A 14926-nucleotide genomic window follows, 5' to 3' on the forward strand; every position below is an offset into this window, starting at 1 on the left:
CTGCTTACATTTAACTTTCAAATTATATCGAATGTCAGTAGCCAAGAAAGAATATAAAAGAGTGACGGTAAAATCACTAATTGAAATGAAACAAAACGGAGAAAAAATTTCCATGTTGACTTCTTATGATTATTCTATGGCTAAAATTGTAGATGCTGCCAAAGTGGATGTCATTTTAGTTGGTGATTCTGCAAGTAACGTTATTGCGGGTCATGAGACAACGCTTCCTATTACACTAGATCAGATGATTTATCATGCTAGTTCGGTAGTTAGGGCTGCAAAGAGAGCTTTGGTTGTTGTAGATATTCCGTTCGGTAGTTATCAAAGTGATTCAAAAGAGGCACTACGTTCTGCAATTCGCATTATGAAAGAAAGCGGTGGTCATGCTGTAAAAGTTGAGGGTGGCGAAGAAATAAAAGATTCTGTAAAACGTATTATTGATGCCGGAATACCAGTAATGGGGCATTTAGGATTAACACCACAATCTATTTATAAATTTGGTACTTATACAGTTCGTGCTAAAGAAGAAGCAGAAGCCAAGCAATTAAAGTCTGACGCTAAAATGCTTGAAAAATTGGGCTGTTTTGGACTGGTACTGGAAAAAATACCGGCTGAATTAGCTAAGCAAGTTGCAGAAAGTGTTTCAATTCCTGTGATTGGTATTGGAGCAGGAAATGGTGTTGATGGACAAGTTTTAGTTGTGCACGATTTATTAGGAATGACACATGAGTTTAATCCACGCTTTTTAAGAAGGTACATGAACTTATATGAAGAAATGAGTTCAGCCATTTCACAATACGTTGATGACGTAAAAAGTCGGGACTTTCCAAACGAAGAAGAGCAGTATTAGTCTAGTATATTATAAAATGCTAAAATGTCAGTGAAGATTTATTCTACACCATCCAATTTAGATGTTATTTACGAGGACAACCACCTAATTGTCATAAATAAAAGACCTGGCGATATAGTTCAAGGTGATAAAACTGGGGACATTCCTTTAAGTGAAGTTGTTAAAGAATATTTACGAATAAAATATGAGAAACCAGGTAATGTTTATTTAGGTGTCGTTCATCGTTTAGACAGACCCACTTCAGGTATTGTAGTTTTTGCAAAAACCTCAAAGGCCTTGCCTCGTTTAAATAAACTATTCTCTGAAGGAAAGACAAAAAAAACTTATTGGGCTGTTGTAAAAAATAAACCCAAAAAAAAGGAAGATTTATTGACACATTGGTTAGTTCGTAATCCAAAACAAAATAAATCCTATGCTCATATTAAAGAGGTTCTAAATAGCAAAAAAGCCCTCTTGACTTACCATATTCTTAAGAATTTGGACAACTATTGTCTCTTAGAAATAGACTTAAAAACAGGTAGACATCATCAAATAAGAGCTCAATTAGCGGCTATTAATTGTACTATTAAAGGAGATCTGAAATATGGTTCTGACCGCAGTAATAAAAATGGAAGCATTCACTTACATTCTAGAAGTTTAAGCTTTGAACATCCTGTAAAGAAAGAAGAAGTTCATTTTGAAGCTGCTCCTCCAAGCGACCCTATTTGGAATGCATGTTTATGATTTTAGCTACTTTTAAGAAAACAGTTTTAGATCATTTAATTTTGGTAAATAAAACAATTCTTTTTCTTATAATTTTAATTACGTGCTGTTTTAGGTTTGTGATTGCGCAAGACTCCAAAGAAGTTCTTTTGGCCAAAGAAAAACAGTTAAATTCCCTTTATGGAGTTCATAAATTGGAAGTTCTTAACGGACTTTCGAGGCTCTATCAAGATTCTAATGGTAGAAAATCATTACGATATGCTAGGCAAGCCGAAATGTTGGGAACAAATTTATATGATATTGATAACAAAGAAGATGTTAACCATAACATCGCTCTCGCCTTTTATCAGATTGCTGCAATAAACCTCAAAAAAGAAAAATATTTTGATTTTGCCGATAACTTAGAAAGTCTTAAAACTATTAATGAAAGCCTGCATGATTCTAGTATTACTAAAGTCATTCTGAAGTTTGAATTTAAACTAGATTCCTTAGAACAAATTGGGAAACTGAAACCAAACTTTATCAAACGTACCCTTAGCAATATTAAGCTAGGTAATTCCATAAGAAGTCAGAGTCAACAACTGAAAATTAATACACTTTTAAAACAGGCAAAAACTAAAGAAAAGAACAAAAAATATCTATCGGCCATTGAAAATTATGAATCGGCGATAAACCTCAATAAAAATAAAGGAGATGAAAAGGCGATTACTGAGCTACAGTTAAAAGTAGCGAGTCTTTATGATAGCTTGAATATGCATCAAAAAAGTAAATCGTATTTAGAAAATGCCATTAAAGAAAAAGAGGCTTTAAAAAAAATTGGAAGCACGATAACCTTCTTGAAAATACAAGTGGACTCTTTAAGCAGAGACTCTCTGCTTGTTATTAAAGACCAATATCAAGATTTGGCCAAAACATTTGAAAGCAAAGCCGAATATCAAAAATCGCTACGTTATTATCAATTATATCAACAAATAACACAAAATCTATTTGAAGATAGTGTTCAAACAGCGGCCGAAAGTGAATTGCGAAAAAAGGAAATTCTATTATTGACCCAACAAAAGAATATTGCCGCATTAAACTTAGAAAAATCTGAAACGGAGATTGAAAAACAAGAACAGCAAAAGAAAACATTGTACTTCATAGGACTCATTTTGTTAATAAGTGCAATCTTGGGGTATTCCCTCTTTTTATCAAAAAGAAGAAAGCACAAAAAACTTGAAATTGCCTATTCCGAATTAGATATCGCCAATACAAAACTCTCTCAAGCAGAAAATCGGATCACCAAATTATTGAAAGAACAAGTATCTACGGTGGTGGCTGATGAACTTCTCAGCTCTGAAAAAGCCATTAGCGGACAGCGTTGTATCGTAAGTATCTTATTCTTGGATATTAGGGGATTTACCAAACTAGCTCAAAAACTGTCAGCCAGTGAATTAATTTCTTTTCAGAATAAAGCATTTGGTCCTATGTTGGATTGTATTCAAAAATATGAAGGAATCGTTAATCAACTGTTGGGAGATGGTTTTATGGCGACTTTTGGGATTTCGAATTCAGAGGCAAATCATTGTGAACAAGCATATTTAGCTGCCATAGCAATATTGAATAAACTAAGAACTCGAATAAAAGAAAAGGAGGTTGAACCATTTGATATCGGCATTGGTATCCACACTGGTGAAGTGGTTATCGGTAATGTTGGCAATACTAATCGCAAACAGTTCTCCATTACGGGCAATCCGGTAATTATCGCTAGTAGATTAGAACAGTTGAATAAATCATACGGGGCAAGTCTGATTATTTCAAATACTATTTTCAATTCAATCTCAAAATCTATTCGCCCTAAAAATTTTGAAACCGATAAAGTAAATGTTAGAGGAAGGAATGATGCTATTGAAATTCATATTATGAAATAGCTCGTAAGCAAAATCTATTTTCCTAATTTTATGGAAACACTTAACCATGAAAAAATCGTTAATTATTATCGCTTTCCTCTTTATTGCGTCTTGTAGTAGTTACAACTCTATCGATACTTTTTACGAAGCTCATAAAAATGATAATCAAGTAACGGCTATTAGGGTGCCACAATTCATGTTCTCTCTGGTGAGTGAAATTTCACCGGAAATGAAATCTCTTGTTGGAAATACTAAAGATTTGAGATATATGCAGTTTCCAAGTAAAACTAAATCACAATCTCAGTTCTTAAATAATCAAATGAACAGTTTTGCTTCTTCTTCCTTCATAGAGGTTTTTAGAAAAAATGACGAACTTAAAAGAAATGTTGTTTCAATTCGTGAAAAGCGAGATGTTGTCAAAGAGATTTTGATTTATAATAACAATAACAGCACTGGGTCATTTCTTTATTTCAATGGAAATTTTGATCCAATAAAAGTTAGAGAACTAGCAAAAAATAATCAATTTGAAAATTTTTCAAATGGCCTTTTACCACAAATGAACTTGAATACTCCGGGCATTACTAACTAGTCTCTTTTTTCTTATAAGAACGAATACTTTCAATTATTACAGAGCTTAAAATTAAAAAACCACCAAGGATCGTCATTAAAGTTGGAATTTCACCTAAAAAAACAGCTGCGATAATAATACCGAATACTGGTTGAACACTACTCAAAATACTTGCGGTGGTAATTGAAAAATGCTTAAAACTATTTAGAAACAGTGTGTGACCAATTGATGTAGTTAATACTGCCAAAACTACTAACCATTGCCATTGGGTTGTTATCTGATCCAATTCGTAAAAAAATAATACTGGTGACAAAAAAATTGTAATAACAAACAGTTGAAAGCACATTAAACTTGAACCATTGTAACTACTTGTTCTATTTTTTAAAATGATATTTCTTAATGCATAGAAAAGTGCAGATAATAAACCAATACCGACAGCAATTGTGTATGAATTATCTAAATCGAAAGCTGGTACCAAAAAGTAAATTCCTGTTAAGACCAAAAGACCCAAAAATAAATGCATTCTTTGAAACTTCGTTTTCAACAACAATGGTTCCAAAAGAGAAGTTAATATTGGATATGTAAATAAGGAAAGCATACCAATAGCGACATTAGAAAGCTTTAGAGAATAGAAATAAGTGAGCCAATGCAGCGCCAAAAACAGTCCACTTGCTAGTATTGGAAATCTATCTTTTTTTAAGACTTTAAATGAAAACCCCTTCCACTTGCAATAAATAGCTAATACTATAACCGCTAAAATAGACCGAGACACAATAATTAATGGCACAGGTAAATCAATATGCCTGCCCAAAGCGCCAGAAGTGCTTATAAAAATCATTGCTAGATTAATTTCTAGCAAATGAGCGAGACTGGTGTTCTTAACTTTCAAAGAAAATTTATTAACGTGTTATGGCCCGGGCCTTTTCTTTTATAATAAATCCAACAGGTTTGTTTTGTAGATGACTTTCAAGCCAGGACAGAATATCTAAATATAAAAAAGCTCTTTTTTCATAAGGATGATCTTCATACTTTTTAAGTTCATCATATAACTTTTGAAATTCGTTACGTAAATCACTAGGATAAATATCACCGAGACTCCTTAAAAATTTAATCATCTCTTTTTGAACCGCCTGTAAATCATTCATTTTCAATAAAAATTTGTAAGTGCTTTTTAGTTGCACCTCTAAATGATAATCCATACCGGCCTCGTAATGAGCAACTAGACTCAAAACTCGAGCAAAACACATAAGGTCTTCTCGCATTTTAAGGTTTTTATTCGTAATGATTTTTTTAAGGTAAACAATACAATTCTTGTTGTCTCCATTACCAAAATACAAACAAGCTATTTTGTAATACAATAGCATGATATGATGTTCGTCAATACGATCCCTATGTTTTTTAATACCATATTCAACGATATTAACCAAATAAAGTCCCCTTTCAAAAGTACCTTCTAAAAAATGAAGATTTAATTTATTGGAATTCAGATACAAAAACGCCAAAGAAGCAATATTATCGTTTTTAGGAAAGGTTTTACTTTCTATCATTTGCTCCATTTTAGTAAGCGTATCTTTAAACTGTGAGCGATATTTTACATAAAATAAAGATTCTAGTAAGTAATGGTTGCCTTTCAAAAAGAATACAGGATTCAATTGAATCATGTCTTCATTTTCATAAAAAAGATCAACCCATTTACTTGCATAACGATAAGATGATAAAAAATCTTGAGTTAAAAAACTATACCACAAATGCGCCTTGTAGAGCCACAAACGCTCTCTAAAACCTAATTCCTCAAGTCTAAATTCTGGTAAATGCTTTTCAAAATAGCGTTCTACCCGTTGCAAATCTTCATCGTTTCGTACATAGCCTACTTTGAGCATCATTCCATATAATTGTAATGACAAATTTGATAATTTGCTTGTCATAACATTATGTTCAGAAAGTGCTTTCGCTTGCACAGCTAGTTCGTCAGCTCTATCAGGGATACTTCTGGTAATGTATTGTGTTTCAATTATTTTTTCAAGTTCAACAATTTCATATGCTACATTTTTTTCTTCATTATCTCGAGCGATGTTCTTTGCTTTATCTAAAATCTTTAAAGCTTGTTTATATAACCCTTTTTGATAAAGTATGGTAGCAAAATCTAATTGCTCTCTAATTTGAACTCGTATATTTTGATTTACAGGATTTAGCCTAAGACTAACTAAAATCTGTTTATATAAATGAGCTTTTAAGTTTGATAACTGTGATTTTTTGACAATTCCATTATCCAATATTTGCGCTTCATTATAGGCCTTCATCTTATCCAATAAATTAAAGAGTGCCAAGAACTTAGCATCCGTATTTACTCCTAATCGACCTACATAAAGCTTAAACTGTCTTTTTTCTGACTTTGAAAGAGATTTGACCAGTACAAATAAGGTATCCTTTTGGGTATTTGTCATCGTAAAATAAACTATTTAAATATCTGTTATTCAGTAATTTAAATAACTGAAAAAACTATTTAACATTGTAATGGTTATACCCCACACAATTTACTTGAATTTCGGTATTTTATCTTCGTATAGTTCAGTTAAAACTTCCCGAAATAATGAGTAAAGATAAGGTACAAATTTTTGACACTACGCTAAGGGATGGAGAACAAGTTCCTGGTTGTAAGTTAGACACAACACAGAAATTGGTTATTGCGGAACGCCTTGATCATCTCGGTGTAGATATTATCGAAGCAGGCTTTCCTATTTCAAGTCCAGGAGATTTTAATTCGGTCAATGAAATAGCTAAACTCGTCAAAAATGCGACAGTTTGTGGTCTTACTCGTTCGGTTAAAAAAGATATTGAAGTCGCTGCAGAAGCAATTAAAATTGCAAAAAGGCCAAGAATACATACAGGTATTGGCACCTCTGATTCTCACATAAGATATAAATTCAATTCAACAAAAGAAGCTATTATAGAACGAGCAGTTGAAGCGGTTAAATATGCCAAAACCTTTGTCGAAGATGTAGAATTTTATGCTGAAGATGCCGGAAGAACTGATAACGAGTATTTGGCTAGAGTTTGCGAAGCTGTAATTAAGGCTGGTGCTACTGTTTTAAATATTCCTGATACAACCGGCTATTGTTTACCTGATGAATACGGGGCTAAAATGAAGTATTTAAAAGAAAATGTAACCGGAATAGAGAAGGCTATCCTTTCTTGTCACTGTCATAACGATTTAGGTCTTGCCACTGCAAATTCTATTGCTGGTGTAATTGGAGGTGCCAGACAAATTGAATGTACCATAAATGGTATTGGAGAAAGAGCTGGTAACACCTCTTTGGAAGAAGTAGTTATGATTCTTCGTCAGCATCCAAATTTAAACTTAGATACTAATGTAAATAGTAAACTCTTATATGATACTAGTTTAATGGTATCTGATAAAATGGGTATGCCAGTGCAACCAAACAAGGCAATTGTTGGTTCTAATGCATTTGCGCATAGTTCAGGTATACATCAAGATGGTGTTATCAAAAATAGAGAGACTTATGAAATCATTGACCCTAATGATGTTGGAGTCAGCGAATCATCAATAGTACTTACGGCTAGAAGCGGCAGAGCTGCTTTAGCGTACAGAGCAAAGAACGTTGGCTATGAACTAACCAAGCTTCAGTTAGATAAGGTTTACGAAAATTTCCTCCTTTTTGCCGACAGAAAAAAAGAAATTGGAGATAAAGACATTCATGAAATTATTGAGACTAGCAAAGTCAATTTGGCAAGCTTAGCGTAAAAATCAATATAAACTCTTTGAAGCTTAAAAGAACTGTACTATCTAATCAATAATTATAATTTATGACCTAGGACAATTATTCTACTAATAGTTCTTGGAGCGTTTTTTCAAACTCGACTTTAAATTCCTCATATTTTTCTCCGGTTGCTGGGCCATTAAAACCAGTATGAATTTTGTGTACACCGCCCTTCTTATCAATATAAACTGTTGTTGGATATGATAATACGTGATTTAACATTGGTAATTTTTCATTGGCTTTGGTTTTACTGTCAGTACCTACTTGCGCCAATAAAATTGGGTAATCAACTCCAACTCTATCTTTTAACCGTTGAATTCCTTGAAAAGCCTTTTCTTCCGTCCGGGCATATTCAAAAGCAAGAGCAACCATTTTCAAATTTGGATTTGGGTTTTTATTTAAATACTCCACATAGAACTTTGTCTCATCCAAGCAATTAGGACACCAAGTACCCATAATTTGCACTAGAACTACCTTATCTTGAAATTCTTCATCTGAAAGGCTTATCATATTGCCATTAACATCAGGAAAAGTAAAATCAAACTTTTCATATCCTTCATTTAAAAAGGTCAAAGAGTTTGCATCCGGTAATTCATATGCATCATTACGTTTTGCTGTGAATTTCTCAACAGAATGATTACCTGAATAAAACAATCCATTTAAAGTGCTATCAGTAACATTGGCAGTAAAAAGAAAAGCATGAGCCCCATCAAAAGTTGATAATTTTAATTGTGATCCATCAACTACTCCCTCCAAAAATCTATAATCACCAGTGGTAGTCCGTATAGTCCCGGTAACAATATCATCATTCTGATAAAAGATTCCTTTGGCGATATAAGGCTTTTCACCATCAATATTAAAATCTGCTTCCCATATTCCCGAAACATTAATACTAGCAACTTCCTTCACTTCAAATCTAGATTTTTCACCAAATTCAGCATTAAAGGGAACTATTCTATCTAGACTTTCTTTAACAAAACTTCCTGTTATGGTTTCATCTGTATATTTTCCAGCTATATAACCTTCAAAAACTGGCATTTTAATTAGAATTGAATCGTTAAACACTTCAATATCGTCTACCGTAATAAGTTCATCTGAATTGCGTATTACCATTTTGTAATCTCCATTTTCTGATGAAGTCAAACTAAAATTAAATGGTAAAATTTCGCTTTCTATAACTTCTAAATTCGCCCACCACTCCCCTAGTACTAATTGATTTTCAACCCTTTCTTGACAACTATTTGAAACAATTACAATTGCTAAAAGAATTAATATTCTGGAGACCCCTTTCTTCATAACTTAAAATTTATTCAATTATATCGAAAAAATTGAAGTTCCTTACATTTTTATCTTTATTCTTTGGGATTAATTCACGTTGAATGTCAGTTAGCAATGTTTTATCTTTGCTGACTTTAAATTTGAGCAATGAAGATTTCATACAACTGGTTAAAACAATTTTTACAACTAGATTGGGAAGCAGAAAAAACTGGAGAACTTTTAACTGATTTAGGGTTAGAGGTTGAAGGTATTATGGATTTTGAATCTGTTAAAGGTAGTTTAAGTGGAATCGTTGTTGGCGAAGTTCTTACTTGCGTACAGCACCCTAATGCTGATCGCTTAAAATTGACCACTGTAGATGTTGGTCTTGATACTTCTCTTCAAATTGTTTGTGGAGCACCAAATGTAGGAGTTGGACAGAAAGTTCCTGTTGCCACAATTGGAACCACATTATATACTAATGAGGGTGAGGCCTGGAAGATTAAGAAGGGCAAAATTAGAGGCGAAGAAAGTCATGGAATGATTTGTGCGGAAGACGAGCTTGGCCTAGGAGAAAATCATGACGGCATAATGATTTTAGATGAAATTTTAAAACCAGGTACTCCAGTAAATGAGGTATTTAGCATTGAAACTGATAAAGTTTTTGAAATTGGGCTTACACCAAATAGGTCAGATGCTATGAGCCATTTTGGTGTAGCACGTGATTTAAAAGCTGGGCTTGAGCAACAGGAACTTTCATTAGAACTGATTACACCATCAACTAGTAATTTTTCAGTTGATAGTAGGTCTTTGAAAATTGATGTTGACGTTGAAGACAATACTTTAGCCCCTCGTTATTGTGGTGTAACTATTAATAACATTCTGGTTCAGGAATCACCAAATTGGTTAAAAAACAGATTAAAAGCAATTGGTTTAGCTCCAATTAACAATGTAGTAGATGTTACAAACTATGTTTTACATGAACTTGGACAACCGCTACATGCATTTGATGCAACTAAAATTAGAGGAAGTAAAATTGAGGTTAAGACACTTCCGAAAGGCACAAAATTTGTCACATTAGAAGGTGCGGAAAGAGAATTACACGAAGATGATTTAATGATTTGTGATAGCGAAAAACCGATGTGTATAGCAGGTGTTTTTGGCGGAATTTACTCTGGAGTAACAGATCATACAACTGCCATTTTTCTTGAAAGCGCATATTTTAATCCAGTCTCTATCCGTAAAACAGCCAAAAGACATGGCTTGAACACTGATGCTTCTTTTCGTTTTGAACGAGGGATAGATATAAATCTTACTGAATATGCTTTAATGAGAGCAGCACTGTTGATAAAAGAAATAGCTGGTGGTGAAATTAGTTCAGATATTGTTGACCTTTATCCAAACAAAAAAGAAGATTTTCAGGTCTTTTTGACTTTTGATAAAATCAACAGATTGATCGGACATGAAATACCTCACGATTCAATAAAATCTATTCTCGCATCTTTAGAAATTAAATTAAATAACGTTACCGAATCTGGTCTTGGATTAACTATTCCATCATACAGAACCGATGTAACGAGAGAAGTCGATGTTATTGAAGAAATTCTTCGAGTTTATGGTTACAATAAAATAGGGTTTAATCAAAAATTTACCGCTTCTGTAGCAAGTTCCGGTAGGTTTGAAAATCATAAACTACAAAATAAAGTTGGTGATCTTTTAGCTTCTAGAGGTTTTTATGAGATAATGACCAATAGTCTTGTTCCAAAAGAGCATAACAGTATTTTGAAAGAAAACCTAGACAACTCAGTAGGCATGTTAAATCCGCTTAGTGCTGATCTTTCTGTGCTTAGAGAATCTATGCTGTTTTCCGGACTTGAAACTTTGGTTTACAATCAGAATAGAAGAAAACAAAATCTAAAATTCTTTGAATTCGGCAAAACTTATTTAAAAACAGGTGAAAGTGAATTTCAAGAACAAACTCATTTAAGCTTATTGGTTTGTGGTAATCAAGTTGAAGATAACTGGAAGGTTAATTCACAACCTTCAGATTTCTTTTATTTAAAGGGAATGGTAAAAGCCATTTTAGATAGGTTAGGTGTTAATAACATTAAAGAAAAACCTTTAAAAACAAATCTATATTCAGAAGCGATTGCTGTATTCTCTGGTAAAATCAAAATAATAGAAATTGGATTAGTTCATAAAAGCATAGTGAAAAAATTTGATGTTAAAAATTCAGTATTTTATGCTGATTTTAATTGGGATGCCATTTGCAAAGTTTTGAATTCATCGAATATCGTTTTTAAAGAAATATCTAAATTCCCTGAAGTTAATAGAGATTTAGCCCTTCTATTAGATGAGCATATCTCTTATAAAGAGGTTTACGATTTGGCCTTTCAAACGGAAAGAAACTTTCTAAAAAGTGTAAATCTTTTTGATGTTTATATTGGAGAAAAACTAAAAGAAGGCAAGAAGTCGTACGCCTTAAGTTACACATTGCAAGATTCTAGCAAGACACTTACAGATAAACAAATAGACAAAATAATGATGAAACTTCAGAGTGTTTATGAAGCCAAATTAGAAGCCCAATTAAGATAGTTTCTTAAAGTTTTGAAGGTAGAATTACGCTATCAATTTCATGAATTACCCCATTACTTTGTTTAGCATCTGCTTCGGTTATCTTTGCAGTATTACCAAAACTGTCCATCAATACGATGTCCGTTCCGACAAAACTAGCGTTAATTTTAGTTCCCTGAACCGTTCTAAAAGTGGTCTTACCTTTTCCACTGCATAAAGCTCTTAGTATTTTTGAAGCGCTAAGATTACCTGCGACAATGTGATAAGTCAATAGAGATTTTAATTCCTTTCTATTTTCTAGAAGAAACAGCTTTTGTAATTCTTCTTCTGAAAATTTAGCAAAGGCATTATCGGATGGAGCAAAAACAGTAAAAGGACCACTTTGACCCAAAACGTCTTCTAAATCTGTAGCTTTTACAGCAGCCATTAAAATTTTATGGTTATCAGAATCTCCAGTGGTTTCCACTATATTCTTATCCTTAGCAAGATATAATACCGAGGGCAAAGCCGTTAAACTCTGGTTTTGAGCAAAACTAATAGTAGACAAGAGACAAAAAGCTATAACACATAGCTTTAAAAGGGGACTTTTCATTAGTGTATATTCAGTTTGTTTGGAGCAATACAGGACACTTTACGGTTCTCATCGATAAATGGCCTCAAAACATGGGTAAGATAACATTTTGAACAATACTCCAAAATATTTGAGTCTGTTGTTCAAAGAATTTAACATTTTTTTAACATAATGAGCCTAAGGCTTCAAGAACGAAAAAATCGAATTTAATTAACTTTGAGAAAAATGCTAAAAAAGAAAAAAATGTTTTTACAAAAAACAAATATTGAGCGTGAGCTTTCTCGGGTTAAGTCCAAAAATTCTACTTCTGAATTTATTCTTGACCAAGTACATCAAATTTTAGAAAAACACATTACTGAAAAGACATCGGTTAATGAGAGATTGAAAAAGAAATCAATAGTTCAAAGTAATGGTTTTGATATTGATTTGTTAGAAACTTCGAGAATTTTTCATATTGACCAAATTAAAACAATTTGTACGGACTACAGATTGCGTTTTCTAGATACTAGATTATTTAAAGGACAAATACCAAAAACTGCCATCTCTAAAATTGAAAACCTTGATAAAGAACATAATCTTGAATTAGAGGGTTTTAAAATTATGGCACCTTCAAAACTTTTTAAATTAGAAGATAAGGATGATCCTTTACTTTTTGCCCCTATCGGCAATGGATATTATTATTTAATCCATAAATGGGGTAATGATTTACATCCATTGCGTAAAGCTTTGGTATGGCCATTTAAAGGCATGATAAACTTAACTATAACCACATTAGTTATTAGTTACCTAATTACCTTGCTAGTGCCAAATGGTCTTTTTTCAAAGTCTTACTCTGGAGCAGAATTTTGGGTGATTTTCTTTTTTATGTTTAAATCCATTGCTGCTGTTGTCATATTCTATGGCTTTGCTTTAGGCAAAAATTTCAATCCTGCGATTTGGAACAGCAAATACTTTAATGCTTAATTAAGCAGGTATTGCATACATTTTTTCACGTTGTGCTTTGATGGATTTGTCTGACATATACTCATCAAAAGTTAGGTATCGGTCAATCGTTCCTTTTGGTGTTAATTCAATAATTCTATTCGCAACGGTATGCACAAACTCGTGGTCATGAGTTGTCAATAGCACCGTACCTTTAAAGTTCTTTAGTGAATTATTAAATGCTGTTATACTTTCTAAATCTAAGTGATTTGTTGGCTCATCTAACATTAAAACATTAGCTCGTAATAACATCATTCGACTTAGCATACAACGTACTTTTTCACCACCAGATAGTACGGTTGACTTTTTAAGTGCCTCTTCACCACTAAATAACATTTTACCTAAAAACCCTCTTACATAAACCTCTTCGCGTTCTTCTTCTGTTTTTGTCCATTGGCGCAACCAATCAACCAAATTCATATTTTCATCAAAGTATTTATCATTATCCACGGGCAAGTATGACTGACTTGTGGTTACTCCCCATTGAATAGAACCACCATTGGATGGTTTATTACCTGAAATGATTTCATAAAAAGCAGTTGTAGCCCTTGAATCTTTTGATATAATAGCCACTTTGTCACCTTTCGCAAGATTGATAGCTACATTATCAAAAAGAAGATCACCATCTTCTGAATGAGCGGATAATTTATCAATATTCAATATCTGATCACCCGCTTCTCTTTCCCTATCAAAAATAATAGCAGGATATCTTCTACTAGATGGTTTTATATCATCTATTTTAAGCTTATCAAGCATTTTTTTACGTGAGGTCGCTTGTTTACTTTTCGCAACATTTGCACTAAAACGCATGATGAACTCCTGAAGTTCTTTTGCTTTCTCTTCAGCCTTTTTGTTTTGTTGTGCTCTTTGACGGAGCGCTAATTGACTACTTTCATACCAAAAGGAATAGTTACCAGAGTACAAATTCATTTTGCCAAAATCAATATCTGCAATATGTGTGCATACTGCATCTAAAAAGTGTCTATCGTGAGAAACCACTATCACGGTATTTTCATAATTGGCAAGAAAATGTTCTAACCAATTGATGGTTTCATAATCTAAATCATTCGTTGGCTCATCCATAATTAGAACATCAGGATTACCGAACAAAGCTTGCGCTAATAATACCCTTACTTTAAGTTTTGAGTCTAAATCAGCCATTGCTGTATAATGAAAAGCCTCCGCAACACCCAAGTTTGATAAAAGAGCTGCTGCATCACTATCAGCATTCCAGCCATTCATCTCTTCAAATTGTACCTGAAGCTCTCCTATTTTCTCTGCATTAGCATCAGTATAATCAGCATATAGCGCATCAATTTGTTGTTTGATTTGAAATAGAGGTTTGTTACCCATAACAACTGATTCTAAGGCCGAATAATCATCATATTCATTATGATTCTGCTCTAATATTGACATACGCTTACCAGGCTCTAAATGAACATGACCTGAAGTTGGATCTTGTTTTTTTGCTAATATCTTTAAGAAAGTAGATTTACCTGCGCCATTAGCGCCAATAATGCCATAACAATTGCCGTCAGTAAAGGCCACATTGACCTCATCAAACAAAACTCTTTTTCCAAACTGAACTGATAGATTTGATACTGAAAGCATAGTATGTAATTAATTTTTTTGCAAAAGTAGCTAAAAATTACAGCTGTTCCCAACAAGAACACTAGCAATAAACAGGTATACAAAGTCTTTCACAACATTTAACTAGCCATTAACAGCCAAGGTTTTAATCGATTCTTAATTTTG

General features: G+C 33.1%; 12 protein-coding genes. 7 read left to right on the top strand and 5 right to left on the bottom strand.

The window, feature by feature from the left end; translation table 11 throughout:
* Nucleotides 1-31 precede the first annotated feature (31 nt).
* From panB to RM542_RS08760, 4 genes are read left to right on the top strand one after another with little or no spacing between them, the layout of a single operon-like run.
* Nucleotides 32-850 (top strand): 3-methyl-2-oxobutanoate hydroxymethyltransferase, encoded by an 819-nt coding sequence (gene panB / locus RM542_RS08745; RefSeq protein WP_311385361.1) that lies wholly within the window; start codon nt 32-34, stop codon nt 848-850.
* Nucleotides 851-874: 24 nt separating this feature from the next.
* The gene (locus RM542_RS08750; RefSeq protein ID WP_311385362.1) at nt 875-1573 is read left to right on the top strand and encodes an RluA family pseudouridine synthase; all 699 of its coding nucleotides are present in this window, start codon (nt 875-877) and stop codon (nt 1571-1573) included.
* A complete protein-coding gene (locus RM542_RS08755; RefSeq protein ID WP_311385363.1) occupies nt 1570-3462 on the top strand; it encodes an adenylate/guanylate cyclase domain-containing protein in 1893 nt (630 codons plus the stop codon). The genes RM542_RS08750 and RM542_RS08755 overlap by 4 nt, the downstream gene beginning before the upstream one ends.
* A 46-nt stretch (nt 3463-3508) precedes the next feature.
* Entirely contained in the window at nt 3509-4030 is a 522-nt protein-coding gene (locus RM542_RS08760) for a DUF4252 domain-containing protein (RefSeq protein ID WP_311385364.1), read from the top strand.
* Here the strand turns inward: RM542_RS08760 and RM542_RS08765 are convergent.
* Nucleotides 4023-4898 carry a DMT family transporter gene (locus RM542_RS08765; protein WP_311385365.1) on the bottom strand — a complete coding sequence of 292 codons (876 nt, stop codon included), beginning with the start codon at nt 4896-4898 and terminating at the stop codon, nt 4023-4025. The two genes, RM542_RS08760 and RM542_RS08765, sit on opposite strands and share 8 nt — an antisense overlap.
* A 10-nt stretch (nt 4899-4908) precedes the next feature.
* Nucleotides 4909-6453, bottom strand: a complete 1545-nt coding sequence (locus RM542_RS08770) for a hypothetical protein (RefSeq protein WP_311385366.1) — start codon at nt 6451-6453, stop codon at nt 4909-4911.
* Between the two features lie 146 nt (nt 6454-6599).
* Between RM542_RS08770 and RM542_RS08775 the strand changes: the two genes are divergently transcribed.
* On the top strand, nt 6600-7772 hold the full coding sequence (locus tag RM542_RS08775; protein ID WP_311385367.1) for a 2-isopropylmalate synthase: 1173 nt from the start codon (nt 6600-6602) through the stop codon (nt 7770-7772).
* A gap of 76 nt (nt 7773-7848) precedes the next feature.
* Here the strand turns inward: RM542_RS08775 and RM542_RS08780 are convergent, their stop codons facing one another.
* Nucleotides 7849-9084, bottom strand: a complete 1236-nt coding sequence (locus tag RM542_RS08780) for a TlpA disulfide reductase family protein (RefSeq protein ID WP_311385368.1) — start codon at nt 9082-9084, stop codon at nt 7849-7851.
* A gap of 129 nt (nt 9085-9213) precedes the next feature.
* Here RM542_RS08780 and pheT point away from each other — a divergent pair, with 129 nt between their 5' ends.
* On the top strand, nt 9214-11640 hold the full coding sequence (gene pheT, locus RM542_RS08785) for a phenylalanine--tRNA ligase subunit beta (RefSeq protein ID WP_311385369.1): 2427 nt from the start codon (nt 9214-9216) through the stop codon (nt 11638-11640).
* A gap of 4 nt (nt 11641-11644) precedes the next feature.
* On the opposite strand, the gene RM542_RS08790 is transcribed toward pheT, so the two are convergent.
* Complete coding sequence (locus tag RM542_RS08790) at nt 11645-12211, bottom strand: fasciclin domain-containing protein (protein WP_311385370.1); 567 nt, start codon at nt 12209-12211, stop codon at nt 11645-11647.
* A gap of 222 nt (nt 12212-12433) precedes the next feature.
* On the opposite strand from RM542_RS08790, the gene RM542_RS08795 reads away from it, so the two are divergent.
* Entirely contained in the window at nt 12434-13153 is a 720-nt protein-coding gene (locus tag RM542_RS08795; RefSeq protein ID WP_311385371.1) for a hypothetical protein, read from the top strand.
* On the opposite strand, the gene RM542_RS08800 is transcribed toward RM542_RS08795, so the two are convergent.
* Complete coding sequence (locus tag RM542_RS08800) at nt 13154-14782, bottom strand: ATP-binding cassette domain-containing protein (protein WP_311385372.1); 1629 nt, start codon at nt 14780-14782, stop codon at nt 13154-13156.
* Nucleotides 14783-14926: the final 144 nt, after the last annotated feature.

This window comes from Croceitalea sp. P059, from assembly GCF_031846365.1.
In the GTDB taxonomy this organism is placed as follows: Bacteria; Bacteroidota; Bacteroidia; order Flavobacteriales; family Flavobacteriaceae; genus Croceitalea; species Croceitalea vernalis.

Coding starts and splice junctions, on each gene's coding strand:
- panB (WP_311385361.1), top strand. CDS start 32: ATGTCAGTAGCCAAGAAAGAATATAAAAGAGTGACGGTAAAATCACTA.
- RM542_RS08750 (WP_311385362.1), top strand. CDS start 875: ATGTCAGTGAAGATTTATTCTACACCATCCAATTTAGATGTTATTTAC.
- RM542_RS08755 (WP_311385363.1), top strand. CDS start 1,570: ATGATTTTAGCTACTTTTAAGAAAACAGTTTTAGATCATTTAATTTTG.
- RM542_RS08760 (WP_311385364.1), top strand. CDS start 3,509: ATGAAAAAATCGTTAATTATTATCGCTTTCCTCTTTATTGCGTCTTGT.
- RM542_RS08770 (WP_311385366.1), bottom strand. CDS start 6,453: ATGACAAATACCCAAAAGGATACCTTATTTGTACTGGTCAAATCTCTT.
- RM542_RS08775 (WP_311385367.1), top strand. CDS start 6,600: ATGAGTAAAGATAAGGTACAAATTTTTGACACTACGCTAAGGGATGGA.
- RM542_RS08780 (WP_311385368.1), bottom strand. CDS start 9,084: ATGAAGAAAGGGGTCTCCAGAATATTAATTCTTTTAGCAATTGTAATT.
- pheT (WP_311385369.1), top strand. CDS start 9,214: ATGAAGATTTCATACAACTGGTTAAAACAATTTTTACAACTAGATTGG.
- RM542_RS08790 (WP_311385370.1), bottom strand. CDS start 12,211: ATGAAAAGTCCCCTTTTAAAGCTATGTGTTATAGCTTTTTGTCTCTTG.
- RM542_RS08795 (WP_311385371.1), top strand. CDS start 12,434: ATGTTTTTACAAAAAACAAATATTGAGCGTGAGCTTTCTCGGGTTAAG.
- RM542_RS08800 (WP_311385372.1), bottom strand. CDS start 14,782: ATGCTTTCAGTATCAAATCTATCAGTTCAGTTTGGAAAAAGAGTTTTG.